Source organism: Pseudomonas sp. C9 (assembly GCF_002000165.1).
In the GTDB taxonomy this organism is placed as follows: Bacteria; Pseudomonadota; Gammaproteobacteria; order Pseudomonadales; family Pseudomonadaceae; genus Aquipseudomonas.
In genome coordinates this window covers 4,780,654-4,805,710 of the sequence record NZ_MPAK01000001.1, presented here as the reverse complement: position 1 = coordinate 4,805,710, position 25,057 = coordinate 4,780,654, and the positions used below count along the sequence as shown (strand labels likewise).

Annotated in this window: 24 protein-coding genes and 2 pseudogenes; 8 read left to right on the top strand and 18 right to left on the bottom strand. The window is 55.3% G+C overall.

What is annotated here, in order from left to right; all coding sequences use genetic code 11:
- Window positions 1-2 precede the first annotated feature (2 nt).
- The 5 genes from BMS17_RS22500 to BMS17_RS22480 are packed head-to-tail and all read right to left on the bottom strand — an operon-like array spanning window position 3 to window position 3,893.
- Window positions 3-1,175, bottom strand: a complete 1,173-nt coding sequence (locus BMS17_RS22500; RefSeq protein WP_077431799.1) for an MFS transporter — start codon at window positions 1,173-1,175, stop codon at window positions 3-5.
- Window positions 1,172-1,516: a cytochrome c gene (locus tag BMS17_RS22495; RefSeq protein WP_077431798.1), complete on the bottom strand. Its 345-nt coding sequence runs from the start codon at window positions 1,514-1,516 to the stop codon at window positions 1,172-1,174. The genes BMS17_RS22500 and BMS17_RS22495 overlap by 4 nt, the downstream gene beginning before the upstream one ends.
- Window positions 1,513-3,189, bottom strand: coding sequence for an FAD-binding oxidoreductase (locus BMS17_RS22490; protein WP_077431797.1), 1,677 nt, complete (start codon window positions 3,187-3,189; stop codon window positions 1,513-1,515). The genes BMS17_RS22495 and BMS17_RS22490 overlap by 4 nt, the downstream gene beginning before the upstream one ends.
- A 3-nt stretch (window positions 3,190-3,192) precedes the next feature.
- Window positions 3,193-3,648 carry a hypothetical protein gene (locus BMS17_RS22485; RefSeq protein WP_077431796.1) on the bottom strand — a complete coding sequence of 152 codons (456 nt, stop codon included), beginning with the start codon at window positions 3,646-3,648 and terminating at the stop codon, window positions 3,193-3,195.
- A gap of 2 nt (window positions 3,649-3,650) precedes the next feature.
- Window positions 3,651-3,893 (bottom strand): hypothetical protein, encoded by a 243-nt coding sequence (locus tag BMS17_RS22480; RefSeq protein WP_077431795.1) that lies wholly within the window; start codon window positions 3,891-3,893, stop codon window positions 3,651-3,653.
- Between the two features lie 332 nt (window positions 3,894-4,225).
- Between BMS17_RS22480 and BMS17_RS22475 the strand changes: the two genes are divergently transcribed.
- A complete protein-coding gene (locus BMS17_RS22475) occupies window positions 4,226-4,819 on the top strand; it encodes a TetR/AcrR family transcriptional regulator (protein ID WP_077431794.1) in 594 nt (197 codons plus the stop codon).
- A 108-nt stretch (window positions 4,820-4,927) separates the two neighbouring features.
- Here the strand turns inward: BMS17_RS22475 and BMS17_RS22470 are convergent, their stop codons facing one another.
- Window positions 4,928-6,040 (bottom strand): FAD-dependent oxidoreductase, encoded by a 1,113-nt coding sequence (locus BMS17_RS22470; RefSeq protein ID WP_077431793.1) that lies wholly within the window; start codon window positions 6,038-6,040, stop codon window positions 4,928-4,930.
- A gap of 500 nt (window positions 6,041-6,540) precedes the next feature.
- Here BMS17_RS22470 and BMS17_RS22465 point away from each other — a divergent pair, with 500 nt between their 5' ends.
- The 4 genes from BMS17_RS22465 (at window position 6,541) to BMS17_RS22450 (ending at window position 10,665) form a co-directional block, all read left to right on the top strand.
- Entirely contained in the window at window positions 6,541-7,545 is a 1,005-nt protein-coding gene (locus tag BMS17_RS22465; RefSeq protein ID WP_077431792.1) for an ornithine cyclodeaminase family protein, read from the top strand.
- Window positions 7,546-7,591: 46 nt separating this feature from the next.
- Window positions 7,592-8,602, top strand: coding sequence for a dihydrodipicolinate synthase family protein (locus tag BMS17_RS22460; protein ID WP_077431791.1), 1,011 nt, complete (start codon window positions 7,592-7,594; stop codon window positions 8,600-8,602).
- A gap of 28 nt (window positions 8,603-8,630) precedes the next feature.
- Window positions 8,631-10,082 (top strand): NAD-dependent succinate-semialdehyde dehydrogenase, encoded by a 1,452-nt coding sequence (locus tag BMS17_RS22455; RefSeq protein ID WP_305879766.1) that lies wholly within the window; start codon window positions 8,631-8,633, stop codon window positions 10,080-10,082.
- Window positions 10,083-10,431: 349 nt separating this feature from the next.
- Entirely contained in the window at window positions 10,432-10,665 is a 234-nt protein-coding gene (locus BMS17_RS22450) for a hypothetical protein (RefSeq protein WP_077431789.1), read from the top strand.
- 32 nt (window positions 10,666-10,697) lie between these two features.
- On the opposite strand, the pseudogene BMS17_RS22445 reads toward BMS17_RS22450, so the two are convergent.
- The 5 genes and pseudogenes from BMS17_RS22445 to BMS17_RS22425 form a co-directional block, all read right to left on the bottom strand.
- Window positions 10,698-10,907, bottom strand: a pseudogene (locus tag BMS17_RS22445) (hypothetical protein).
- Window positions 10,908-10,967: 60 nt separating this feature from the next.
- Window positions 10,968-11,242, bottom strand: a pseudogene (locus tag BMS17_RS30730) (LysR family transcriptional regulator); the annotation flags it as partial.
- Window positions 11,243-11,512: 270 nt separating this feature from the next.
- Window positions 11,513-12,418 (bottom strand): alpha/beta hydrolase, encoded by a 906-nt coding sequence (locus tag BMS17_RS22435; RefSeq protein WP_256577211.1) that lies wholly within the window; start codon window positions 12,416-12,418, stop codon window positions 11,513-11,515.
- Window positions 12,419-12,585: 167 nt separating this feature from the next.
- Window positions 12,586-13,413, bottom strand: a complete 828-nt coding sequence (locus tag BMS17_RS22430; protein WP_175648989.1) for a PDR/VanB family oxidoreductase — start codon at window positions 13,411-13,413, stop codon at window positions 12,586-12,588.
- A gap of 1 nt (window position 13,414) precedes the next feature.
- Entirely contained in the window at window positions 13,415-14,467 is a 1,053-nt protein-coding gene (locus BMS17_RS22425) for an aromatic ring-hydroxylating dioxygenase subunit alpha (RefSeq protein ID WP_077431786.1), read from the bottom strand.
- Between the two features lie 103 nt (window positions 14,468-14,570).
- Between BMS17_RS22425 and BMS17_RS22420 the strand changes: the two genes are divergently transcribed.
- The gene (locus tag BMS17_RS22420) at window positions 14,571-15,485 is read left to right on the top strand and encodes a LysR family transcriptional regulator (protein ID WP_077432209.1); all 915 of its coding nucleotides are present in this window, start codon (window positions 14,571-14,573) and stop codon (window positions 15,483-15,485) included.
- A 362-nt stretch (window positions 15,486-15,847) separates the two neighbouring features.
- On the opposite strand, the gene BMS17_RS22415 is transcribed toward BMS17_RS22420, so the two are convergent.
- The 3 genes from BMS17_RS22415 to BMS17_RS22405 form a co-directional block, all read right to left on the bottom strand.
- The gene (locus BMS17_RS22415; protein ID WP_077431785.1) at window positions 15,848-16,549 is read right to left on the bottom strand and encodes a DUF2290 domain-containing protein; all 702 of its coding nucleotides are present in this window, start codon (window positions 16,547-16,549) and stop codon (window positions 15,848-15,850) included.
- Complete coding sequence (locus BMS17_RS31035; RefSeq protein ID WP_371916735.1) at window positions 16,542-16,934, bottom strand: ATP-binding domain-containing protein; 393 nt, start codon at window positions 16,932-16,934, stop codon at window positions 16,542-16,544. Before BMS17_RS31035 ends, BMS17_RS22415 begins: the two co-directional genes overlap by 8 nt.
- Window positions 16,935-17,189: 255 nt before the next feature.
- Window positions 17,190-18,116 (bottom strand): site-specific integrase, encoded by a 927-nt coding sequence (locus BMS17_RS22405; RefSeq protein WP_077431783.1) that lies wholly within the window; start codon window positions 18,114-18,116, stop codon window positions 17,190-17,192.
- Between the two features lie 108 nt (window positions 18,117-18,224).
- Here BMS17_RS22405 and BMS17_RS22400 point away from each other — a divergent pair, with 108 nt between their 5' ends.
- Complete coding sequence (locus BMS17_RS22400; RefSeq protein ID WP_077431782.1) at window positions 18,225-19,175, top strand: DNA-binding protein; 951 nt, start codon at window positions 18,225-18,227, stop codon at window positions 19,173-19,175.
- A 139-nt stretch (window positions 19,176-19,314) separates the two neighbouring features.
- Here the strand turns inward: BMS17_RS22400 and BMS17_RS22395 are convergent, their stop codons facing one another.
- The 3 genes from BMS17_RS22395 to BMS17_RS22385 form a co-directional block, all read right to left on the bottom strand.
- A complete protein-coding gene (locus BMS17_RS22395) occupies window positions 19,315-19,764 on the bottom strand; it encodes an antitoxin Xre/MbcA/ParS toxin-binding domain-containing protein (RefSeq protein ID WP_077431781.1) in 450 nt (149 codons plus the stop codon).
- A 123-nt stretch (window positions 19,765-19,887) separates the two neighbouring features.
- Window positions 19,888-20,112, bottom strand: coding sequence for a hypothetical protein (locus tag BMS17_RS22390; protein WP_256577210.1), 225 nt, complete (start codon window positions 20,110-20,112; stop codon window positions 19,888-19,890).
- A gap of 296 nt (window positions 20,113-20,408) precedes the next feature.
- On the bottom strand, window positions 20,409-21,233 hold the full coding sequence (locus tag BMS17_RS22385; protein ID WP_077431780.1) for an inositol monophosphatase family protein: 825 nt from the start codon (window positions 21,231-21,233) through the stop codon (window positions 20,409-20,411).
- A 1,268-nt stretch (window positions 21,234-22,501) separates the two neighbouring features.
- On the opposite strand from BMS17_RS22385, the gene BMS17_RS22380 reads away from it, so the two are divergent.
- Window positions 22,502-23,155 carry a hypothetical protein gene (locus tag BMS17_RS22380; RefSeq protein ID WP_077431779.1) on the top strand — a complete coding sequence of 218 codons (654 nt, stop codon included), beginning with the start codon at window positions 22,502-22,504 and terminating at the stop codon, window positions 23,153-23,155.
- 691 nt (window positions 23,156-23,846) lie between these two features.
- Here the strand turns inward: BMS17_RS22380 and BMS17_RS22375 are convergent.
- Entirely contained in the window at window positions 23,847-24,674 is an 828-nt protein-coding gene (locus BMS17_RS22375; RefSeq protein WP_139348112.1) for a hypothetical protein, read from the bottom strand.
- Between the last annotated feature and the right edge of the window lie 383 nt (window positions 24,675-25,057).

The window sequence follows — 25,057 nt, the reverse complement described above, 5'->3', positions numbered from 1 at the left end:
CATCACGCCTTACGGGTACCTAGGCGAAAGCAGAGGGCGGACAAAAGCCCCAACGCCAATGCCGCCCAGCCCAAGCTGCCATAGCCAACATGCAGCGCAAGCACGCCCCCCAAGAGTGGGCCAGTAGCCGAACCCGCCATGACCATCACCGGAGTGGCTGCGACCACGCGACCGGACGGATCCAGTCGCGCAAGTACCCCGAATGCGAACACATGGGTGAATGTCACGACGGCGATGAGAACTGAGGTCGCTACGATGTAAACCCCGTAACCACTGAACTGGGTCACAGCAACTGCTGCAGTGGCTTGTATCAGAGGTCCCGCCATGACTACGCCCGAGGCCGGCAAGCGGCGTTCGAGGAGACTGGAAAGGGCGACAGGTACGAGATTCACGAAACCACTGATGACAAGCACCGTGGTGATTTGCGCCGCGCTGAACCCGTGCCAGCCTCCTACACGCTCGATGAATCCGAAGACCATCGAATGGCTCACCATCAATAGACTCACGCCAGCGATGCCGAACCATACTCGCGAAGGCAACTTGGCGAGTTTGGATCGATCGTGCTGGATCGCACGGGCGACCTTCGGAAAAGCCAGCAGTGCGGCGAGTGCGGCAGTAAACATGATGCCCGACATTGTGTAGAAGAATATGTTCGGGCCGTTCTTGCCTATTAGCGGAGGCAGCGTCGCCATCACCAGGATGGACAGTAGGCTCAGCGAGCTAAATGCCATTGCCGCTGTGCGGTGCGGATTAGCAGTGCCACCCATCGTCCCGTGAACGATCGACAGGCCGCAGCCGACCGCCAGACCTGCCACGACATGCGCCGAAGCCAAAAGGGTATAGCTACCACTTACGCTTGGCATGCTGGCGAAGGCCATACCCGCCACGGCATAAGCCGCCGACGCTATGCGCTTGCGGTTGATTCGGGATAGTTTTGGTGCAATACACAGGCTGCTGAGCACGACCGACCCGAGGAACAGAGTCAGCAAGAACCCGGCACGCTGCGGATCAAGTGCCAGTTGCCCGATCAGGACGATTCCAACCCAGATCGGCAAAGTGGTGATATCCATCAGGCCAGCGCAATGCCCGATGACGAGCGCCACGCTACCGTAGCGGGCGTCCTTCCGGTTACCAGCAGCCTTCGTCAGAGAGTCAGAAACAGAATGTGAGCTCATTGGTCTTTGGCCTTTAGGTAGTCGACAAGCAATTCAAGGTCGGCGTCGGTTATTTCGGTTTTACGAAATGCCGGCATGATCAGTACGCCGTTGCGAACGAAATACTTGATGAAGGCCGGGGGCATGTCAGTGCGCTCTTCCAATGCAGCCGGTAAGCTGCCGCCATACTTGGCCGCCAGCGAAGCTGTGCCAGGCATGCGTGGAGCTGCGGCGTGACAGATCGCACACCACTGATCGAAAACCTGCTTGCCACGCTGACCCGGTTGGACGTCCCTGGCCGGTTCGGATGCGACTGCCAGACCTGCCAGCATCATGAGCACGATGAAACTGTTTGTTTTCATTTGGTGCCCTTCCTCAAATGCTTAGGCCAGATGCCGTAGCGGCCCGGCGAAAGAGTTCCGTTAGGATCGATGGCGTCCTTGATGACCTCGTTCAAGCGCAGCAGGCTGTTGTTGTTGTACGAATACAGGCCCATGGCCTGGTCCTGGAATTCCGGGTGGCAACGATATTCGCCCCAACCATGCTGTGCGCCGATATCGAGTAGCGTCCGATACGCCTTTATGGAGGCTTTGTTCATCGCCGTATCATCGGTGATCGGGAAGCCCACGATAAAAAGGAAAGCTCGCTCGAAAAACGGCGCAGGCAACGCAAAAGGTCTGAGGTTCCAGATCGGCACATTCTGCAGCGCAGGCATGGTGCGGTGCGCTTCTTCGAATACACGGTTGGCTTCGAGGATGCCTTGCGCAGTCTGTGGAATGACTGGAGAGAACCACATATGGCCGCGCATTGGGTGCGGGTTGCCTCCGGCACGCGTGCCCATACCGAAGAAGTCCATGTTTGGTATACCCACATCCTGTGGGTATACCGTCCACTCAGCGGAAGCCTTGCGCGGATCGGTCTGAATCTGGCCAGCCTGAAAGCGCACACCCTTGATCGACTTTGCGGCCAGCTCCTGTACTGCCTCCCACTGGGCCTGGATCACCTTCGGTGGTCCGTAGAACTTCAGGTTGAGCACCCAGTAAGGAATGTTGTTGTCCTGTCCATACTTCTGCAACTCTGCCGAAAAACCGACGCTGGCTTTCGCAACCAGCTCGGCATGCGGCTTTTGCAACTGCGGCGGGCCATCATAAAATGCGTCGACAAGGTGTTTCGTGTAATTGCTGACACCCAGCAGCGGGCTACCCATTTCCGGAGCACCAGGGGCTAACCCAGTGTTCTCGATGTACTTGAGCAATTCCACTACCGCGTGCAGGTCGTCATAACGCGCGGCCATCACCATGCCGTGCATGAAGGCTTCTGGTGCCGGCATCAACCAAATGCCCATCTTGGTGACAACGCCGAAATTGGACTGGGAAAAAATGCCATCCAGGATCGGCCCCATGCCCATCTTGAATTGCCCCCAAGTCTGGGAACCGGGAAGCGCTCCCATTCCTGTGCGGACCACCTCCCCATTTGCCAGCACCACCTCCATTCCACAGTGCGAATCGAAATGGTTGCGAAAGCGCGACAGCGTGTGACCTACACCATGGTCAAGAGCATTACCAACCACACTGCCCCAGCCCGGGTCGGCGACATCCAACCACACTTTCAGGCCACGTTCCTGGATGTAGTTATACAGATCGAAATAGCTGACGCCGGGCTCCACGATTGCGTAGCCGTTGCTTTCGTTGACCTCAATGATGCGGTTCATCCGCTTCAGATCTAGCACAACACTGCCGCCATGATTGGGCGCTGAACCGCCGTAGCCGAGGTTTTTGCCGGTGGAAATCGTATAAAGCGGTATGCGGTGCTTATCGGCAATGCGCACGACCGCCTGCACCTCTTCAACCGATCCGGGCGCCACGGCAGCTGATGCGCTTCGATCCTCAGGCGTGTCGCGCAGCGGGGAATAAGAATCACGGTAGGGAAACAGATCCTCGTCCTCAACGAAGACCCATTCTTTTCCGACTACACCAGCAAACTCCTGTAGCGCGACGGAAAAAACTTCGGGGGAAACATTCGGGGGTGTTCTCATAATTCACGCGATGATCCATGAAACCAAGGGATTGGGTTGGCTCGCCGGTACGTCGTACTGATGCAGCACAACTGTACGGCGCGACTGGCTGCGTGCTTGTTCTGCAAGGCAATGCCAAACCTCGCGCGTGGTGAGTCCGGCGACAGCGCCACCTTGCTCACGCCAAAACGGTACGAGCGATTCCTGCCAAAGCCTCGTGAGTCCACTCGTGACTTCAAGCCGCGCACTGCCTTTTTTGGCATGCTCAATGGCGAAAGCCAGGCTTTGCGGCAATCGGCGGTCCGTCACGACAAAGCGAACGTTAAACTGGCTGGGGTCGAATGGTCCTCGAGCGATCTCTCCGGATGGCTTCGCGAGCACCGGTAACGCCCCTAGCATGGCGAGCGTCGCGGCACTTCCGGTGGACACGAGAAACTGGCGCCGCCCAAATCCGAGATTGGAAATGTTGGGGATCGACATGCTCATTCCCCGAAAATGTTGAGGGATGTAGCGGAGCTCTGAACGCCGATTAAGAGACCCAGATCGGCGTCGAGGATCGAGCCGTTGGTATCGCGCGTCGAAGCAGCGTTGACGGGGAAGTTTGGGAAATCAACGGACGCGAATTGCTTGTCGCGTTCAACCACCTGTTCACTGGTCGAGTGCCAGATGCGGCCCACAATGGTAACGGTCGCAACATCGCCTTTCAGGCTCGAACCCTGATGCATGTTTGTTTCCTCCGCGCGTTCTTGTTGTTGTGCCCGTGGAAGGCTTCATATGCGCGAAACAAAAATATACGATCCGTACCGTTTTGCACAAGCTTACTTTTTAGTTTTCGTCAGCTGGCAGCCTTCACCTGCCTTACGCAGTCAGCTCACATGGGCCTTCCACACTCGCCAAGCCAAGCCCAAAGCGTTTTTTACATTGCTTCTTGAGTGGTCTGTTGGCTACGATCAGAAACGCCTCAGCTTGATTTCAGCAGGCAGCCGCCCACGCCGCAGAGTGAGCACATGCAGATTTACGCTCCTGTTAAAATTAGTCATTTATTAAGGAATACTTTATGCAGGAGAAGTCTTTAGGACGACCACGCAGCGAAGCTACTCGACTGCAAATACTGAATTCGACCATCAAGTTGCTACACGAGAACTCTATTCAGGCCATCTCGATTGAGGCAATTGCAAAGGAAGCCGCTGTCAGCAAAGCAACGATCTACAGATGGTGGGACTCTAAAGCATTGCTTGTGATTGACGCATTCATTGAAAACCATCTTCTCAAGACCCCACTGCCAATTGAACTCGGTCCCAAAAAGGCCATCGCTGCTCATTTCCGCACACTGGTAGAGCAGTTTTCTGGTTGGCCAGGCCGAATACTCGCTCAAATCATAGCCGAGGGACAATCTGACCCTTCAGTATTACGAGCTTTTCGAGAGAGATTCCACTATGGGCGACGCGCGATAGTTAAAGAAACACTTGAAGAATGGAAACGCAGCGGCGAGATCCCAAGCGACACCGATGTCGAGTCGCTTATGGACATCATCTACTCAGCAGTCTACATGCGCTTGTTGGTTGGCCACGCCCCATTGAACGAGGAGTTTGCCAAGTCGCATATTGACTACATATACCACTTGCTGGGAGTAACGAACTCAGAAAACTGAATAGCACTATTTGGCTGCTGATCGTTATAAAAGCATGAGTTGACTCAGTCCCGATTCACCCTGAGAGGTGAATCGGGACTTTTTAACAGATAACGTCAACCTGATGCTTTAGATAGGCTGCCCCAGGTATTGATAGGTTTTCAGCAATAGAGCCGCCGACTGCTCTCTATTTTTCAGTGGGTCTTCCTGCTCATAGCGACAAAGTTGCAATGAAGCTTCACAAATGATTTTACATCGTTCAAATCGGCGCTCGCTATACATCGCCAATGCCTCGTTAACAGACGAGGTCTTGGATATGCAGTCTGCAAGCACGACGGCATCTTCGATGGCCATGCCACCTCCAGACGTCATATGCGGTGTTGGTGAATGTGCAGCATCGCCGAGGAGCACTACGCGACCGCGGTACCAAGGTGCCGGCACCAGCGTGATATCCAGCGGACGGAAGATAACCTGCCTGGCATCGCTCACCTGCTCAAGAGCTTCCAATACAGCGGGCGCGGTATATTCGGCAAGGCGTTCGCGAATCATCGCGCTCGCTTGATCCTCTGGTACCCGCAGAGGCTCCACACTGTTCTCTAGATAAAACAGGTAGCAGCTGTTCTCCGATGTCGGAAAAGAACCCACAGTTTTCCCTGTCGGGCTGCGGTACAGACAGAACCCATCAATCTGAGCCGGACGCGGCGCGTTGAAACGCCAGACACTCTGACCTGCAAAACGCGGCCTGCACTCAGTACCGAAAACCTGATCGCGGAGCTTAGAGTAGGCTCCATCCGCAGCCACTACCAAGTCATAGGTAGCCTCGCGACCATTCGAGAATTTAACCTCGACGCAGTCCCCACGGTCGTCGAGATGTTCGATCGTCAACCCTTTATCCAGAACCGCCCCAGCCCCTTGCGCTGCCGACTCCAGGATTCGAGCAAGTTCTGGCCGACGGATGCCACAGCTGGGAGGTGCAGGGTCCGATCGCAGGAGTTGACCTGAGGAATCGAATTGCCGAAACGCGTCGAATCGCATACCACTGTCGAGACAAGGCTCCGCCAATCCGATCATGTCCAATGCTCGGACCGTGTTGTGTAACAGGCAAATGCCAGACCCTGCCGAGGGAATCCCCGGCTTGATGTCAATACAGTGGACGTCCACTCCCGCCCTGCGCAGTGCATAAGCTGCGGTGGCACCGCCGATTCCGCTGCCTACAATCAAAACGCGTTTAACTTGACTCATTCTTGTCTCCTCTCCGCTTCTATGGCGGGTGGTAGCTGCTACTCAATTACACAGCTTGTTTGCCAATTCCGGTACATCGAAGTGCGCCTCGGCTAGAGACATCCGCGACCGGGTATAGCCCTCGTATAGTCATCTGCGGTAAGCCTTGAGGCGTCTCGCAGTACTGCTTCAATTGCAGCGACGAGCAAATCCACTGGGCAGGACTGTCCAAGCCTTCAACTACCCTCGCATCCCGCGCTTCATGCCGCTCACCAGACATCGGCGTTGCTAAGAACATACCAAATCTATACGTTCCGTTTTGTTTCCGCAACCATGCCGAGTAAAACCTAGATTTACTCAATAGAGCCATTGACAACAGCAATCTCAGACAACAATACTTTGTATACGCATCGTTTTGTTAGTGCTACCTTCAGTTAGATAGCTATTCATAGCCGGAGCGCGGCTTACGTAAGCCGCCCCGCGCATACTTCAACTCTCTCTGCCGTTTCGGAGCTCGACGCATGACCGCTAATTCCCAGTCTCCCGTGTTCGTTTCAAGCGCTGCCGCGAAGGCCGTTTTCCGTTGGAAAGATGCGATTGCCGCGCTTCAGGCCGCTTACGGGCAACACTTGCCAGCCAGGGCTACCCCGCCTCGTACCGTTGCAAGTCTTGAAAAAACCTGGCTTCGCACCTTGCCGGCGATTCCGGCAAGTGGACGCTACTTCGGCGCCAAGCTGATGGGGTCGAACATGGGCGATGCGCCACCGGGGATCGAATACGTCATCGTTCTGTTTGATCGAACGACCAATCGCATTGCCGCTTTCATTGACGCAAATCTGGTGACTGGATTCAGGACTGCAGCTACGTCGGCAGCAGCCCTTGACCGCCTCGCCCCACAGAAACCTGTTCGTCTAGCCGTCATTGGAAGTGGGTTGGAAGCCTCGATGCACGCCCGTGCCTTCGCAAGTGTCCGCGAACTGACCGAAATAACCGTCTACAGCCCGACGCCTGAACGGCGCGAAGCGTTTGCTACAGCGGCGACGCGAGATCTCGGTGTACCCGCTCGAGGTGTTGGCTCGGCACAAGAGGCAGTGGAAGGCGCCGACATCGTGCTCACTGCCGCACGCTCACGCGATGAAAAGCCGATTCTGTTTGGCAATTGGTTGAAGCCGGGGGCCACCGTCGTTTCGATCGGTTCGACCATCCCGGAGCAGCGTGAAATAGACGTTTCGGTCGTGGAGCGCAGCGACTTGATCATCTGCGACACACTGGAAGAAGTGCTGGAAGAGACAGGGGACATGCTTGCAGCCCATGCCGCCGGGATCGAATTCCGACACAAAGCCTTCAGCCTGTCTGACCTGATGAGCGGAGCCTGCAGTGAGCAGTTGAAGCAAGCCAAGGCCCCGATGTTCAAGTCAGTCGGCGGTGGTCTTCAAGACATCGTGGTAGCGGAACTCATCCTGACCAAGGCACTTGAAGCCGGACTGGCAACACCATTGCCAATCGATTTTGAAACCAAGCGCTGAGCGAACAGCGACGACTATCACCAACCCTGACTAACAGGAGCCTTACATGGCCAATTACAATAAAAAAGACGCTCGAGACTGGGCACGCGAGAAACTTGTTGGGGTCGCCAACGTTACTATTCCAACAATGACCTCCGACTTCAAACGAATCAATGAGAAAGCCGTTCGCCACGACGTAGAACTGGCAATCAAGCATGGCTTCGTCGGTTCGCTGTCCTGCTCAGAGGTAGCCATTACCCAAGAGCAGTATGGTGAGTTTTGTCAAATCATGGCCGATCAAGCAGCCGGTCGTCTCGTGATCGTTCACCACGCGGTATTCAACACACTAGAAGATAACATTGAGGCAGTGAAGCGAGCCGAAGCTGCCGGCGCCGACCTTGTACTGCTTGGCTACCCTCCGTACTTCTATCCGAAGTCCTATGACGAAGTATTCGAGTACACCAAGGCGATCTGCGCCGCGACGAACCTGGGCGTAATAATCTTCCCGCTGCCCGCCTGGGGTTTCAGCCGCTTGCACCCCGCCGACATTCCGCTGGCGGTGCTGCGTCGAATGGTCGACGAGATCCCCAACGTCGTCGCAATCAAAGCCGAAGGCGGACTGCCTTACATCATGTCTGCGATCGAAGTTCACCGCGAGTTCCATGAGGAAGTCGTTATCTCATCTCCGCTTGAGTATGAGTACGTGCCTTTGGCACAGGTGATGGACATCCCTTTCTGTGGAACTAACTACTCCTCTTACTACGGCCCATTGCTTCCACAGATCCACAAGTTGATCCGCGCGGGCAACTACGATGAGGCAACTCAGCTCTGGTACAAAATGGATCCGGCGCGCAAAGCGTTTGCAAGCCTGCCGATGGCGGCAAACGGGCTTCTCAATCGCATGATGTGGAAGTACCAAGGCTGGTTGCAGGGTTACAACGGCGGTCCTATGCCCCACCCGACCCAACGCGTGTACCAACGCGACATGGTGGTGCTGCGCAAGGGACTGGAAGCTGCTGGATTGAACCCGACCACCGACCTCGATGAAGCCTTCTTCATCGGTCGTAACTCCATTTGAGGTCTGCCCGATGAATAACACCGCAACCTTGAATCTGAAAGACCCCGACCTGCTGCGTCAGGCGATGTTGATCGACGGCGAATGGGTCCAGGCAGAGAGTGGCCAGACAATTGAGGTCCGCAATCCAGCCACCGGTGAATTGGTGGCGCGCGTACCAAACGGTGGCGAGTCCGAGACTCGGCGCGCAATCGCAGCGGCCGAACGCGCCATGCAGGGATGGCGCAAGACGCTGGCAAAGGAGCGTGCAAAGATCCTCCGTAAGCTCTATGAGCTTATGCTTGAAAATATCGAGGACCTGGCAGTAATCCTGACGGCCGAACAGGGCAAGCCTTTGGTGGAATCCCGTGGCGAAATCCTTTACGCCGCAAGCTTCATCGAATGGTTCGGGGAAGAAGCGAAGCGTGTGAATGGCGACATCATTCCGCAAAATGTGGACGGTCGGCGCATTCTCGTGCAGAAAGCCCCTATCGGCGTGTTTGCAGCCATCACACCGTGGAACTTCCCCTCCGCGATGATTACGCGCAAAGCCGGCCCGGGCTGGGCGGTTGGTTGCGCAGGAGTTATCAAGCCGGCCAGTCAGACACCGCTCTCGGCACTGGCTCTGGCCGTACTCGCCGAGCGCGCCGGTCTGCCGCCCGGTGTGTGCAACGTTGTCACCGGCTCGGCCCGCGCAATCGGCGGGGAGCTCACCGCAAACCCGGTCGTTCGCAAGTTGTCCTTCACGGGTTCTACCGAAGTGGGATCGCTGCTGCTGGCCCAGTGCGCTCCGACCATCAAGAAGGCGAGCATGGAACTGGGCGGCAACGCGCCATTCATCGTCTTTGACGATGCTGATATCGATGCCGCAGTCAAGGGTGCACTTGCCGCCAAGTACCGCAACACAGGCCAAGCTTGTGTTGCCGCAAACCGCATGCTCGTGCAGTCAGGTGTCTACGATCAGTTTGCACAGAAGCTCGCCGATGCCGCCTCCGCGCTCAGAGTTGGCAATGGCATGCATGACGGGGTGGTACTGGGTCCGCTCATCAATGAGGACGCAGTGCAAAAGGTGGAAGAGCACATTGCCGATGCGGTGGAAAAAGGTGCAAGTATTGCTACTGGAGGCAAGCGTCACTCCTTGGGCGGCAGTTACTTCGAGCCAACGGTACTCACCGATGTGCCACGCAATGCACTGATCTTCAATGATGAAACCTTCGGCCCTGTCGCTCCCCTCTTCCGTTTCGATACTGAGGACGAGGCAATTGCGATGGCAAACGATACTCCTTTTGGCTTAGCAGCTTATGTGTACGCACGTGACGTGGGCTTAATCTTTCGTGTCGTCGACAATCTTGAGTTCGGCATGGTAGGCGTGAACGAGGGGATGATCTCCACAGAAGTTGCACCGTTTGGTGGAGTGAAAACCTCCGGACTTGGACGCGAAGGTTCAAAATACGGTATCGACGATTACCTGGAAATCAAGTACGTCGCACTGGGTGGCTTATAAGTCAGCGATAGGAGATGAGGTGGTGCATGTCTATAAAACATGCACCAGCTACACTCATCCATCACAGCGCTTTAAATTTTGCTCAATGGACCGTAAGCGTCCGGCGAAGTCACCTGCCCTTATCGTTAAGATTGGTGACGCCGCTGCGCAGATTAACCGACACCAGGATCTGCGAAGTACCGCAAAAAAAAGCGAACCATCAAGCGTGCCAGCCCAGCCAGTCGGGCAGTTTCTGCGACTCCGATTTATGGCTGTGCTGTCTGGTAATTGAACACGCGGTGAGTTATTAGATTAAAGCAGCTAAAAAACGACGGATCAGTTACAAACTATTAAAAATATAGGTGATCCCATGAGCTGTCTTATTTGTGCAGGTGTCGCTGAACGCCTTCAATGTCATGGCCCGTGGGAGGAGAGAGATTGTCCGGCCTGTGGTCGCTATCGAGTGGCAGATGCACTCGTATTGTCGCTAATGGAGCAGGGGCAGATTCTCGATGTGAGCAAAACTAGGATTTGGCTTTCCAGCAAGCGCAAGGAAGAAGCTATTCCGGCCATTGAGATCGACGAGGCGCTACTGGTGCCATGAATTGGTTTTTGTCCGAAGTAGATGGATGCCGATCACTCGGGTGCCATCAGCACGGCGAGCGTTAGGGTGATGAAGTCCTCGTTCTTACTTATTGTGTCCAAAGCACCGCGAACATTCCCAGCAACCGCTGCTGATCCGCGCTGCTCGACCTACAGCGTCAGTTCCATGATCGCGGCTTCGAGAGCGAGTTGGTTCTCGTTGACCTTGAACAGTAGGGAAGCGAGCAGATCTGCGTTCGACATAGTGTTTCCTTCGTGGAAGAGGACAGCGTAGCAGGCTGGTGTTATTCCCGTTCAAGCTGCCAAAGCAAATCCAAGCACGTGACTGGCAGCCTCCACCGTCATGTAGGAACGGTCAAAACTAAGCGTGTAAGTAAGATTCTTCGGGGCGTAAAGGTCATGTTGTGCGAACAGTTGTGGCCAGCGTCGTCTCCGACAGGATCAAATTACAGTCCAGCAAATCCGCGGCGGTCCGGATGGGTCGTTTCAGGAGTTTGGGCGATGCCTGGACCACGATTTTTTTCATTGCGCACCCTGCGCACTTCGAAACTGGGTCAGTTAGTCCTGCCGTGGCGAATATGGGCGGAGCATCGTATGCAATAGCACTGGAGACTAGAGACTAGAGACTAGAGACTAGAGATGTTCTGCGCTTGCAGCCTGACAGCAATGCCTTACGCCGGCCAGCGTTCCAACCGCGCTACGGAAGGCAGCCTCAGCGATTTGGCACTGCACTTCCCAAGGCGGGGTTTTGGACGACCCAGCGTGATGGCTGGATCCTCGCATGGTTCGATGCTGAAGGTAATCTAGACCGCATGATCACGGCAGCGAACAAACGCCTGAAACGACAGTCAACCGCCAACAGCAACGGCCTTTTTCCGTTCCAGCACCCTGTTTATGAAATTGACGGCAGCGGCGAGTGCCTCACGCCCCTCAGAGAGAGCCGGAGCATACGCTTGCCAGACATGAAACATACCGGGCCATACCTCCAGTCTGGTGTCCACGCCAGCTGATCCAGCGACTCTCGCCAGACGTACTGCGTCATCTAGAAGGATTTCACACTCCCCCACTTGAATCATCAGCGGCGGCAAACCTTCCAGGCCAGCCTCCAAGATGAAAGAAGCAGCCTCGACCTGTTCTCCCAGGTAGGCGTCAGCACAGGTTTGCAACTTCTGAGGTGTAAGAAAGAAGTCCACAGTAGCCTTGGTAAGGATGCTTTCTCCGGTGAGAGCCAGATCCACCCAAGGAGAAAACAGCACGACGCACCCCGGCATTTCCATTCCCATCGTCCTGGCGTGAATCAGAGCGGCCATGATGAGTTGGGCTCCCGCCGAATCTCCCACCAATGCGATATCGTTTGCACTTTCGCTGTTCGCGAGTAACGCCGCATACGCAGTCAGAACATCCTGCTGGGCAGCAGGGTATGCATTTTCAGGCGTTAGTCGATAATCAACTACATAAGCCGTGGAAGATGTACCAGCAGCAAGCGTACCGGCGATCCCCTCAAAACCTCCAGCGCTGCCCACCATAAATCCACCTCCGTGGACATAGAGTAGCGAGCGCCGGGATTCCACGCAGGTCACCGTCCGTACAGGCACTCCACCGAGCGTCGATGCCGTGGAGATGCAATTGGGCGGAGCGGAAAAACGATTGCACAATTGGTCAAAACCAATGCGAGCCCGCTGCAGCGACTCAGGTGGGTTTTCTCTACGAGAGCGAAGCTCATCCCTGATAGCATTCAGTTCGCAACTACTCATTATTGCCTCCCAGATAAAGCGTGACGCGCAGTCACCGTCAGATATCAAGCACCAGCCTTGAAGACTTGGCACGTGAAACACACTGCAGAATGACCGCATTGGAAGCACGCTCCTCATCGCTGAGGACATAGTCCCTGTGATCAATCTCACCGGCTAGTACCCGGCATTCACAGGGTACGACAAAGCCCCTCCCGGCAGGAATAAGGCACCATTATCCCCGCCCCTTCGAGTGCATCGAGAAGGCTGGTATTAGCCGGCACGGTTACTTCCATGCCACTACGAGCAAGTTCCACCACAAAACTATTGTTCTGTTGTTTTTCAGGAGCACTCAACTGAGGTGCACTGAACAACTCGAAATGCACCTGATCGGAAGGCAGGTATGCCTGTGCGACATCCCGTACCGCATTCATGAGCGGCGCCGGTCCACAGCAATAGAGCTGGTCCGTGGAACTAGCTTGACGAATAAACGCCTGCAGATCGGGACGACCGGCATTTTCGTCATCCGTGTGAAACACTAGTTTTCCGCCACGAGGTAGGTGCTCGATGTAAGCAGCTCGGGACCGCGAGCGGACGCAGTAGAGAAGTTGCCACTGCTTGTCATTAGCATCGCACCAACGAATCATGCTGAGAATCGGCGTAATTCCGATACCGCCGGCGATAAAAAAATACGTGCCTGCGTTGCGTTCCAGCGGGAAGTTATTGCGAACCGCACTAACTTCGAGCATGTCGCCAACTCGCAGGTATGCATGAATGAACGCTGAGCCACCACGTGACGCCTCAGACAATCCGACCCCAATTGAGTAACTTCCGTCCGAGGGGTCGTACAGGTGAACGGAGTACTGCCTGATCAAACCATTTGCCAGGCGAACATCAATGTGCGAGCCCGCGTCGGCCATAGGAAGAGGTTGACCGTCCAAGGCCAGCAAGCGGACATCCATAATGGTGTCAGCAGCTTTCACGATCGCCATCACTCGAACGCGGTTCCAGTCGCTCATCTCAGACCTCCTGGATCTTGACGGGATTGCATGCTGCCTGCTCAGCCTTATAAGCATTCGCCACAAGCCATCTGAAATACGAAAGAGCAGCATCAGCTCCGATTGGAATCATTTTGAAATTGGGGGCCAGCTTCAACATGCGATCTTGTGCATGAATCATGTCGCTGTCTTCCTGGAACGCTGTTATGACCTGGTCGTGGATCGCCAGCGTCACCTTGGGATCATCAATGGCGAAATTATGAGGCTGCGAAAAGAAGTAGTGCGTGGATTCGTCTGTTTCCGGAGTCAGTGCTTGGGTGCTACGGAACTCTGCCGCATTGACGCGATTTCCCGCCTTGGCATTGTGCCCACTGGGTTGCATGCCCGAATCCATCAGGAAGATGCTCGGCAGTAGGAAGTCGTAGATATTCCAACGATCAACAGGACCCGGATAATTCTTGATCTTCTGCACGAAAGGTGCAGGTTTAATACCTTCACCCCAACGTGTTACTCGTACGCCGTTTTCCAGCTTCTCAACCTTAGGTATACAGGCTGCATAGGCCTCGTCACCGCCCAGCGTGTTCGGATGAACGTAGGGCAAATGTGCGAGATCAAGCAGGTTGTCAGCGATCAGTAGGTAGTTGGTGGTGTAATAGGTGTAACCCTCCAGGCTTCGCCACTCGGGGTCATCCAGCCAATGTGTATCAGGGATCTGGGACGGATCCGCAAGGCTGGCATCACCCACCCAGATCCAGATCCACTTGTGCTTCTCCACGACTGGGAATGTGCGCACCTTAACCTGTGGAGGAATGCGCTCTTGTCCGGGTATTTCGACGCAGCGCCCCGTCGTATCAAATAAGAGACCATGGTACATACACCGAAGCTGATCGCCTTCCAGGCGCCCTTTCGATAGTGGAGCGCCTCGGTGACAGCAACGATCCTCGAAAGCCACCACTTTTCCGGCGGTATCACGCCATAGCGCCACAGGCACGTTCAGAATCGTTCTTGCGAGTAGCTCGTCGACCGGAATCTCACTCGACCAAGCAGCTACATACCAAGCGTTTCGAAGAAGCATGGCGTCGACCTCATTTCTTGTTTTGGTTTTTGAATCTTTTCTTGCCGACGTCATGCTAGAGGTGGATCATGTATGCGCATAGATCATGGAGCTAATACAGATCATGCATACCATTCATGGTAAGAAATTCGATTTGAACCTGCTGCTCGCGTTCGACGCGCTACTACGAGAGCGCAATGTATCTCGAGCAGCAGAGCATCTTGGCTTGACGCAGAGCGCTATGAGCCATGCACTACGACGTCTACGGGAGTTTTATGAAGACCCCCTCTTCGTCCGTATTGGCGATGCGATGAAGCCGACGCCTTTCGCAGAGGAGATGGGGGATTCAGTTCTGGAGATCGTATCCGCCGTACAGCACAAGCTATTGGCTCAGGCCAGTTTCACCCCTATGTCTTCCACCAGGGTCTTCAGCCTTTGTATGACGGACATGGGCGAGTTGGTATTTTTGCCCCGACTGATTGCAGAACTTCAGAAAGTAGCCCCCCATTGCCGAATACGAACGTCGCAGCTACCCACCGAGCATATAGCGAACTCGCTGGAGAGAGGTGATACAGATCTGGCTATAGGATCACACTACATCCAGGACCCAAACCTTTTTCAACAAGAACTATTCATGCACTCTTTTTGCTCTATCGTGAGCAGCACGTACTCCGGCGACGAAGTAAGTCTTGAAGAGTTCCTGGGCATGAAACATGTTTCCGTCGTACTGTCAGACAGAAGTACACGCTACGACCAGTTCATCGACGAACTGGGTCATCAACGACAAATTTACCTTACAACCCCACACTTTATAACGGTCCCAATGATACTGGAGAAAAACCCGAACCTAATTGCAACCGTGCCTAGTGAATTGGGGAAAACGTTCCTACGCTACAACGCGGTCAAGGTAATAAAAACCCCTATCAAGTCCCCCAGCTTGCACCTGCGACAGTATTGGCACCCGCGCTATCATCATGACCCCGGAAATATTTGGCTTCGCCAGTTGGTCAAGCTTCTTTTCGACAGGTATATGAGCTGAGGGGCGTGATATTGGCGCAATCAAATAATCCCTCACTATTGATTTTTCAATTTATTGAAAAAAAAAAGATTTTGAAGAAAAATCAATAAATCTGCGCACTTTAGCGAAAAGGCATATGCGGCTAGATAGCCGACGTACAGCGGTGAGTGATGCATATTGTGTTCGGCAGCACACTCTTGAACCTTTCTAACTGTCCCATCATGCTGCGTGCTTCCCCGCTGGTCAATGCAGAGATTTTTCCGCAGACCAGACCGGGGAGCTACTTTTTCAACAGAATCGACCCATAGCTGCCCCTGGCGTGGGGAATTCGTCGGCCAAAAGCAGTCGCGAAAAAGCAGCCACTTCTGATAAAAAATTATTACTTACCCAAAGAAAAAAGCTCGTTCTTCTTCGGGGTCGAATAATTCGTCAGAGACAAGATAGCAACGAGTCTTCTCAGAAATCAAAGTTCGGTCGAAAGAGTTTTCGATATGTACGTGCTCATCATCACCAACAGTGCGCCACTGAGCGCCATAATAAAATTTAAAAACTAGCAACGCAAACGCTGTAGGGGTGAGCACTCTTCTGACAGGCCACCTATTTTCGGAATGAAAACCAATATGGAAGTGAGAGCAGGGATGATGAAGTTTTTTACGTTGAGCGGGAGCGTTTTCGTAACGCAACAAAGGTACATTGCCCATACCAGTTTTATCTGATAATAGTGACAAAAATTCTTCGTGGGTTAGAAATCCTGCCTCCACCATCTCGTGCCGGCTTCGAAACCAATTATTATATTCATTTGAATTTGAGGTGTAAGGGTTTGGATAAAAAGCATATCGGACATTGTTATCCCCCTCAATACTAAACTGAAAGAACGAATAGTCTGAAAGCAGAATATTATAGTGTGAGAGCCCGAGCCCCTTATTATAAACATCAATATAATTAGATGAGTTAGACAGTATCAAATCTCGAAACTCCGCATTTACTGGGAGAGGGCTTGGATTCGAGTAAATTTCTGCAACACCCAATTCTTGGGCGGCTCGCCAAACCTGATATATCCCCGATCTAACGTCCTCCCTATTCATCTTTGACTTCCTTTCCTACCATGAGATCGTCAATTTCGTTATCCGTAAACCCTTCATCACGTAGACGATCTATGAACTCCTGCCGAATCTTCCTGGCGCGAAGAGTCTTTTCGCTCATATCACGCTGAATGAGGTTCATTTTTGAAAGATCTGGCATGTTAAATCGCAAATAAGGAAAGTCAGCAGACGCCGCATCAATTTCATTGCCAATTGCGGATATCGACCCGCCACAGCCGGAAACTCTGAGCCAAGCCTTTGTCCGAGTGAAAGCAACAAATAATTTGTTGCGCTCGCTTCGGCGACCTAGCCAAATCGCATCAACACCAACTACATAAACTACAGCCGCTTCATTACCTTTAGCTCGATAAACTGTTGAGAGTGTAATTTTATCTGGAATTGAGAATGGTGGTTCAGAATAGGGATCAGCATGGATGTTGTTTGATCGGTGCGGGGTTGTCGTGAATCCCCCCTCTCCTCCTCGGCGTACCGTCCATCAAGGCCAGCGGGCAAAAAAACACGCTGAGGTTTGTGAATCTTGCTTTCTCAAACCCGTCATCTGCTGACTTTCGACGACCAATTATCGCGATGTACAGCTGTAATAACGTAGGCCGTAACCCAGTATGAAATCGTCGCTGCGCGGTCATTTTGACTCAGCCGGCTGTCGCCGCCAGTCACCAAAGGGCGCATCGGCTTCCACGTAGCGCATGGCGCTGTGCACGTCACGCCAGCCGACATACTCCATCAGGGCTTTCGGAGTCCACTGATTGCGCGATGCCCAAGTGGCAAAACCACGGCGCAGCGAATGACCGCTGTAGCGCTCGCCGGCGACCCCACCACGCGTCAGCGCCCGGCGCACCACCCGCGCCACGCTGTACGGGTGCAGGGCCTCACTGGATAGATGGCCCCAGCGGTCGATGCCGCAAAACACCGGCCCCCGCTGCAATTGACTGAGTACCAGCCAATCCTCGTACGCCTGCACCGGGCACAGCCGTTTTAACGCCGGCACACAGACGCTGCGGCCCTGATGCTCACGGTCGGTTTTGCTGCTGGAGAGAAACAGCGTCAGCCCTTCGCCGGGCACGAGTTGATTGGTTTCAATGCGCAGGCGGCACAGATCATCACTGCGAAAGGCGCGCCAAAAACCCAGGAGTAACAAGGCGCAGTCGCGGCCGGCGCGTAGACGCACGACCCGGTCCGGCGACGCTGCCTCAACTTGTAATGCAGCTACGCACTGCTCCAGTTCGCGCAGTTGCAACGGTTCGGCTTGCCGGACCTGACGCGGATGCAGCGCCTGAATGCCGCGCAACACGTCACGCACTTGCGGGGCTTTGGTCGGGTCGACAAAACCATGCTTCAGATGCCAACGCGCCAAGGCCGCCAGATGACCGCGCAAGGTGCTGATCGACAGGGCGTCAGCGTGCTCAGCCAGGTAATGCACGATGCTGTCACTCGACGCGGGGAGAAACCCACCCCAGCCCACCTCAAAATGCGCCACGGCCTGCTGGTAGCGGCGCGTGGTGCTTTCCCGCCGCGCCGCCTGCAGGTAACGCTCCGCGGCAGTGGTCATCCCCTACCCTCCTCGCCCGGCGGGCTTGTCGTCCTGATCAGAAACCAGGCAAGTCAAATGACATGCGTCATACTGCTTAAGATCCGGAAATCCTACAGGAGCTCCGACATGGCCCGTAGCGGTATCAACAAAGCCTTGGTGCACGCGGCGCGTGACGCCTTGTTAGGGCGTGGGCTGCATCCGAGCATCGACCTGGTCCGCGTTGAGCTGGGCAACACCGGTTCAAAGAGTACGATCCAGCGCTACTTGAAAGAACTTAACGGTAGTCTGGCCGCCAATCCTGCGCCGCCGCCCACCCTCAATGAAAAATTGACCACCTTGGTGAGTAGTCTAGCCGAGCAACTAAAGCAGGAGGCGCGGGACGCCGTAGCCGACGAGCAAGAGCAGCTTGAGCGGCAACAGGCCAGCTATGCGCAGGCGCACGCGCAGCTAGGCGAGCGGTTGGAGCAGTCGCAAACCACCATCACCCATCTCACCGGCGAGCTGGAACAGCAGCGGCAGTGCGAACGTATGCTGCGCGAACAGTTACAAGACAGCGAGGGGGAACGCCAGCAATTGCGACAGCTAGTGGCCGGCCAGCAACAGATCCTCGAAGAACGGGCCCAGCAACTGCAATCACTGGAGGACAAACATCAGCATGCTCGGGAGGGGCTCGAACACTATCGGCAAGAGCAACTGGCTCAGCGCGGGCAGGAACTGCGCCGGCATGACGAGCAGACTAATCAGTTACGCCAGGAACTGCGGTCCCTGCAAAATGCGCAACTGGCCAAACAGGAAGAATTGGTCACGGTGTACCGTGAGCAGGAACGCTTGCGCAACGAGCATCGGGTGCTGAACGCACAATTGCGTCAACAATCCCAGACCCTGCGCGATACCCAGCAGGCCCACGACGCGCAGACAACAAAGCTGCAACAATTGCAGACCGAGTACGCCGTATTACGGGAACGGGTCAAACCGTACCTGCTTCAACACCGCGAAAACCGCCGGCAGATGCGGGAGCAGGCACGCCAGATTGAAACGTTACAAACGCTCCTGCGCCAATTGACGCCCCCCGGCTAGGACCGGAGGTTCCGCTCGGAAGCCGGTGCCTAAAAGATCGTTATCGGAAAATTGGTTGGCGCCGGAGATCAGGCGCATGCGGTGTTGCTACCGAGGCGGGCTCTGTGGCCCCCTGAAAAAACGCTGACAAGCAACACCGTTAAAACGCCAATCCCTCTGCGACCTGAATCAACATTTCTTCAACCAAGCGAGTGCCCGGGCTGGTGGAGAGCAGTGCAATGGGATTTTCACCTGAAAAGCGCGCCTTGGATTTGTTCAGCCATCGCTGGGCTTTGTGGGTGTCCCCAAAGACCGCCTCGGCCATGGCTGTGATATGCGCAAGACGAAACAGGCGATCACTCTCAGCCACGCTCAGGCGCTGACCGTGAGTCAAGCGGGTTTTAAGGGTCTTGAGCGAAATGATGTGGTTGCACGCGTCGAGGTTGAATACCCCCAAGTCGCGGAGCGACTTAATACTCCCCGGCGAGAACCCCGCCTCGATCAACGCATGGATGTCCAGGTCAGAGGCATCGGTGGGAATAGGCAAAAACATTTCCAGCCGGACCCGGTAGGCTCGGTAAACATCATTGCGCATGACTTCAGTAAACATGAGTCGCCTTTTGGGTTTGGCATCGGGCTCTTTGGCTATCTTCACTCAGTGTGAAGTTGGGGTGGTCGGAAATCCACGGTGGTCATTCTTTCCAATGCTCAGACCGGGGCCCCTTTTTAATTGTTAAACGTCTTTTGCTGGCTGACTACGCTGGTGAATGCAGGTCGATGTGGCCGTCCGGCTACCTGCCAGCAATCCGACCGGCTCCACGTCTCTACCCGCCACCAGTGCAATGTCCAAGAATCGACTTGCACGGGCCGTGCGCGCCCTGAGCACTGCCTGTGCTTCGACCTGAAACTGCTCAGCGAGCAGCCATTGGTTCATTTTGACTTTGCGCTTACCTTTCATCACGGCTCTCGTAGTGAGTCACGCCTGTCTATGCCCCGGCAGACGTGAGCAATGAGCAGAGTGCCTTGGATTCCTGCAGTCTCTACTCTCGTCGTCCAAAAGATACCACGCACTATCTGCTGAGGGTGGGCCGCGCAGCTCTTAGACGCTGGCTTCGGACCTGAAGCTCCATGCTTGAAAACAGGATGAAAAATGCAAGTCCAGAAGTTGCCAATTTAGCGCCCGTCGGACTGTGCGCAGTTGGCGGCCAAAGAGATGACGATGCTGGTCGCTCGAATTTAGTCCGACGACTGCTCTCAGTTGGAGACGTCCGTGAAAATGCGGCCCCATTCTCGGGCGAGCAGGATCCGGCACGCCGACACTGAACCACCGAAGCAGCGTTGTGAAACCGTTTGCATATTGGCTTCAGTTGCATAGGTAATCGTTTGCCCACGCTCATCGACTAAAACGCCGCCTGCTCCTCTCAAAAGTGCGTGGCCTGCAACAACGTCATGTGCAGAAACTGGGTAAAGCGAGATGCCACAGACCCCCTCACCGGCGGCGACTTTGGCGAGCCTGTAGGCAATGGATGGCATTGCGACAAAGGTGCTGGGTTGGCAGAGGGCGCTGTTAAGTTCAGGCTTGTTGATCGCAGCGGCACTGACCATCACGAACTCGTCGCTCGACAAGGTTTTGGTAGAAAGCTGTGACGGCACCGATTGTCCATTGCGGCTCACCTCGGCCATGCCTTCTGCCCAAGCAATGCAATCAGGCACGCCCTCAACGGTGACGGGGGCATACACCACACCTAATACCGGCGTTTGTTTGTGCAACAGACCGATGGACAGGGCTGAGCCTTTGAGCCCCTTGAGGAAGTCCGAGGTCCCGTCGTTCGGGTCAACGACCCAGCACCATGGATGGCCGGTTAGACGATGTCCGGTTTCCTCTCCCCAGAAGTCGCAAGGGAAAACCTGTAGCAGGTGCTGACGCAAAAACTGTTCGATTTCTTCGTCTACGGCGGCCTTATCACCTTGACCCCGCGGCCCGCCCACACTCGCCCACTCGGCAATCAGCAACTGGCCGGCGCGAATAACGACCTCAATGGTCTGGGTGAGCAGCGGTTCTAGGTTGGGCTTTTGCACGAAATGGGATGCCTGGAAGTTGGGTGGGTAATACGAGGGTCCTCGACTGAGGCGCGAAGCGAGCCGCCTTTCCGCCGTCTAATCAGCGGTCGGCCAGACGGCCAACAACATCGCTCAAAATTCGTGTGCGCCACTCTGCCTCTTGCCGCAGGACGACGATGGGCCTCGCCCTCCATCTACGCCTGCACTGACTGCTGTTACCTGATCAGCGTAAGCGCTGTGAAAGGGTTGCGTTGACATCAAGATACAACCTCTTCGAGAGTTGAGGATTGTCGAGTTACTTTTTCAAGGTGTACGCCCTTGTGCCTCGACCTGTACCAGTAAGCAAGCCGCTATGCCCTGCCGGGTGATGACGAAAGCATGTCCTTGCGCAATTAACACCAGCAGACGACGTAACCGACGGCGAGCCTGGCTTTTGCTGTAGGTGGTACGCATGGCAGATACCCCTGACTGTATCTGGATATAGCGTAGCCTTTTCACTCCATGCTGCGACCTCAACGCATGCACGCCCCCAACACTTGGGGTGGGCAACAACGAGTTCGCGAGTTAATAACGTCCAGGATTCTAGGCGCTACAGGGATAAGCCTGTCGCTGCGCCTAAAATCCTAGGCATTCGCTCAACGAAGTGTCGGGTTGCCCGATGGTCGAATGGCCGCAGAAACGACTGGAAGCCCGCTGACATTTCGGAAGTTCATACCCCTGAAACGACCGCTCTCGCTTGGTGAATTTACGACGCACGCACCGCTTCGAAAGCGCCGCACTCGTCATGTGTTATTCAACCTATTGTTCTGACCACGCGCCAGTAACTGCAGGGCTTATACGCCAGCGTGCAACACTGGTAAGACTCAAGCCTTCACCTTTTTTCGCTCGCCCTCGAGCTAAAAAACATATGGCCCTGTCCCATAACAGACCAATACGTCCCTAAGGCCCACTTGGTCGTCAACCCTCGTGCGCCTGCAAAGTGGCCAGAGACAGGATTCCGATGCGATAAATGGTATGGAGTTGCAACACAGCTCGGATCAAACGGCCGCCAGATCAGCGTAACAGCGCCAGTGGATAGGTGAGACCAGATCGAAATTAAACGGCGTCGGTTGGACAGAGACAAAAAACACGTTATGGCGGCTGAGGCAGTAACATCGATAGACACATTCCCGAGCCGCTTTGATCCGCGTCGACCTTGTGTCAGCGCCGACGCCCCGTACACGGCCAAAAGGCCTATCGTTCAATACGCTCGGTAAGCCCTTAACGCCGGCGTACAAGGAGGCAGCATGGCAACAAAAAAAATAGAGGTCTATCGCGGTTCAAACGGGGGCGCGCCCACGTCTGAACAGGCGGATGGCATTCACCTCCGCATCGAACTGCCCACAATGAGCGGGCACGCAATAGACGTGTACCTCAATTGCCTTGAGGTCTTGAACCGTGTCTTTCTCGGCGCCCTGCCCCAGGCAGCCAATTCAGAGGCGCCAGCTTCAAGCCGTAGCGCTCCCAGCACGCTGAATCCGCACATTTTGCTCAGGGAGGCGGCCATGTTGGCAGAGGCGCGGCGGTTGATCCTTCAAGAAAACGGCGACTGGGTCACTGCGGCGGGCTTGTCCCAAGTCACCGGGCTCGAGCCTGCAGCGCTCGCGGCAGGGCTCCGGGCGTGGTTGAACGACGGCTCGCTCATCAGCGTGAGTGACCGGAGCCAGGAGTACTTCCCAGTTTTCGCCTTTGGCGACGCAACAGAGCTGCGGCCCACCGCCGAATTCGGCGCCGTGATCAATGTGCTGCGGAAAAAAAAGGACAGCTGGGGCATAGCGTTCTGGTTCGCTTCGAGCAATCACAGCTTGGGCGGCAACCGTCCGCAAGACATGCTGCGATCGTCAGCGGAGCGTGTGCGCCGTGCGGCGGAAGAAGAGGTAGCGGGGACACTGCATGGTTAGTCCCGCAGTCGCGTATACGGCAACAGTAAGGCGAGTGACTGAGAGGTGACTTGCGGCCGGCAGATCATCGAACAGCCGCGCCGCAGCCAGCGGCCTCGGAACTTTAGCAAAACGCGAACCACCAGCGTTCACTGGTTGAGACCCGCCGCCCGCGGCGCTGGACGCAAGCGCCCTCGACCGAACCGAGAGCGCGCGTGCCACAGCGCTAATCCACCGGCGTGATCGGCATTTTAGCGTGAGAGGAAAGAGTGTGGTTTACCCGCTGCGACAACCCCGCAGGACAGTCATATTGCTCCTGGGCGAATCGCGAAATCAGCAACCGATGGGCCGCCGCTACGCACCAGAGCATCGTGACACTGAAGGTATCCCATTCATGGAACCAATTCTTTTCTGCCAGCGTATCCCACAATAACTCCAGCTCCTCTAAGGAGCTAAACGTGTGGTGAACTTAGCCCCTTTGTTTGGACAGGAAGGATTTGAAGCGCGTGCGAATGGGCGAAGCTTGAAGGCGGTAAAGGAGACGTTAGCTGCCGATCAAGTTCGGCTTCGAGAGCATCAAAAGTAGCCATCTTTTAGGCCACCCGTTTATGTCTCATTTTGATGTTGCGACGAGGCAGCCACTGCAATCGGCCGACAGCGTTCATCTGTGGCCAAGCGGCGCCGCGCCGGACACGCACACACCCGAGTCGGATTAAATCGGCTTTGGCTGATTCGCTGCAGACCAACGGCGCGTCAGCCCGCAGCGGCAGCGATAAGCCGACCACAAATCAGCGTCGTGAAAGATGGAACCCGGCTGATCGTCCAGGCTTTCCAGCGCGCGATATATCTGCGCTTGGCGCACTTTTGCGGCTCGGCTAAACACCTCGCTGAAGGCCCGCCAATCTAATTCGTTCCGTACCAACGGCGTCGCCCAGCTCAAATCGTGGAGCGCTTGCCACTGCAGAATCTGCACGTCCAGTTCCTGAAGCCGACAAAACCAGTGTGCTAAACAATACTGCCCGTGCATGTACACCAACCACGCCCGGAGCAGGCTAGCCAGCCGATACCGCACCGGGTACCAGTCGCATCCCGCGCACAGCCGAGTCAACGCTCCGGCGATGGCTCCGGGGTGGGCCAGTGACCAATGCGGTTTGCATACCGATAACAGCAGCAATACGGTCAGACGGTCGAGATCGCTGCGCCTCGCCAACTGCCGATGCAGCTCGGCTGCACCTACGGCCCGCCACCCAGGAAAACATTGGTCCAACAACGTGTCGGCGCGGGCACCTGCGACCTTCAAGTCCAATACGGGCCAAAAAGGATGATCCACTAAGGTGCGCACTTCGGGCACATGCCTGGCCATGCCGGCCAAAAGCCGGGGTGAATACAGGGTGCCGTGCAAGGCGGCGTCCAGGCGATGGCCTCGTTCACTGAGAGGGTCAAGCCCCATCGTCCTTTCAAACCAACGGGCGAGCACCGGACCGGATTCTTCCAGTCCGCGAAGGCGGCACACGAGCCGCGTCGCGATCTGCATCTTCAAGTGTCGACACTTTTTGTTATCCACTGCAGCCATCACGAATCCTCAAAAGGTCCGCAACTTTCAGTTCAATCTCCGCTGTGCCGCTTGCACCATTACCCCAGTTTCAGTAACAGATGCGTTCAGAATAAACCACATTTCGCGCATGCGAAAACTTTCGACCCGCGCAAATATCAACCGTCTGAACGACTTACACACAGATCTTGATAATTCCCGTATTCGCTACTCGACATTCCCTGCGTCAGCCTCTGGGTCAATAATCGTTCCGTGCCCCCAGCCAAGCTGCGACCGCTTGAACACGGCTATCGCCGTGGTAATAAGATGTTCCAGGAACGATTGGCAACGAGGCACACACCAGCTCCGGTCACCGCCCCCATTGGCGACGA

Bases quoted from the DNA above. Each gene is read 5' to 3' on its own strand.
- BMS17_RS22500 (WP_077431799.1), bottom strand. From the start codon at position 1,175: ATGAGCTCACATTCTGTTTCTGACTCTCTGACGAAGGCTGCTGGTAAC.
- BMS17_RS22495 (WP_077431798.1), bottom strand. From the start codon at position 1,516: ATGAAAACAAACAGTTTCATCGTGCTCATGATGCTGGCAGGTCTGGCA.
- BMS17_RS22490 (WP_077431797.1), bottom strand. From the start codon at position 3,189: ATGAGAACACCCCCGAATGTTTCCCCCGAAGTTTTTTCCGTCGCGCTA.
- BMS17_RS22485 (WP_077431796.1), bottom strand. From the start codon at position 3,648: ATGTCGATCCCCAACATTTCCAATCTCGGATTTGGGCGGCGCCAGTTT.
- BMS17_RS22480 (WP_077431795.1), bottom strand. From the start codon at position 3,893: ATGCATCAGGGTTCGAGCCTGAAAGGCGATGTTGCGACCGTTACCATT.
- BMS17_RS22475 (WP_077431794.1), top strand. From the start codon at position 4,226: ATGCAGGAGAAGTCTTTAGGACGACCACGCAGCGAAGCTACTCGACTG.
- BMS17_RS22470 (WP_077431793.1), bottom strand. From the start codon at position 6,040: ATGAGTCAAGTTAAACGCGTTTTGATTGTAGGCAGCGGAATCGGCGGT.
- BMS17_RS22465 (WP_077431792.1), top strand. From the start codon at position 6,541: ATGACCGCTAATTCCCAGTCTCCCGTGTTCGTTTCAAGCGCTGCCGCG.
- BMS17_RS22460 (WP_077431791.1), top strand. From the start codon at position 7,592: ATGGCCAATTACAATAAAAAAGACGCTCGAGACTGGGCACGCGAGAAA.
- BMS17_RS22450 (WP_077431789.1), top strand. From the start codon at position 10,432: ATGAGCTGTCTTATTTGTGCAGGTGTCGCTGAACGCCTTCAATGTCAT.
- BMS17_RS22435 (WP_256577211.1), bottom strand. From the start codon at position 12,418: ATGAGTAGTTGCGAACTGAATGCTATCAGGGATGAGCTTCGCTCTCGT.
- BMS17_RS22430 (WP_175648989.1), bottom strand. From the start codon at position 13,413: ATGAGCGACTGGAACCGCGTTCGAGTGATGGCGATCGTGAAAGCTGCT.
- BMS17_RS22425 (WP_077431786.1), bottom strand. From the start codon at position 14,467: ATGCTTCTTCGAAACGCTTGGTATGTAGCTGCTTGGTCGAGTGAGATT.
- BMS17_RS22420 (WP_077432209.1), top strand. From the start codon at position 14,571: ATGCATACCATTCATGGTAAGAAATTCGATTTGAACCTGCTGCTCGCG.
- BMS17_RS22415 (WP_077431785.1), bottom strand. From the start codon at position 16,549: ATGAATAGGGAGGACGTTAGATCGGGGATATATCAGGTTTGGCGAGCC.
- BMS17_RS22405 (WP_077431783.1), bottom strand. From the start codon at position 18,116: ATGACCACTGCCGCGGAGCGTTACCTGCAGGCGGCGCGGCGGGAAAGC.
- BMS17_RS22400 (WP_077431782.1), top strand. From the start codon at position 18,225: ATGGCCCGTAGCGGTATCAACAAAGCCTTGGTGCACGCGGCGCGTGAC.
- BMS17_RS22395 (WP_077431781.1), bottom strand. From the start codon at position 19,764: ATGTTTACTGAAGTCATGCGCAATGATGTTTACCGAGCCTACCGGGTC.
- BMS17_RS22390 (WP_256577210.1), bottom strand. From the start codon at position 20,112: ATGAAAGGTAAGCGCAAAGTCAAAATGAACCAATGGCTGCTCGCTGAG.
- BMS17_RS22380 (WP_077431779.1), top strand. From the start codon at position 22,502: ATGGCAACAAAAAAAATAGAGGTCTATCGCGGTTCAAACGGGGGCGCG.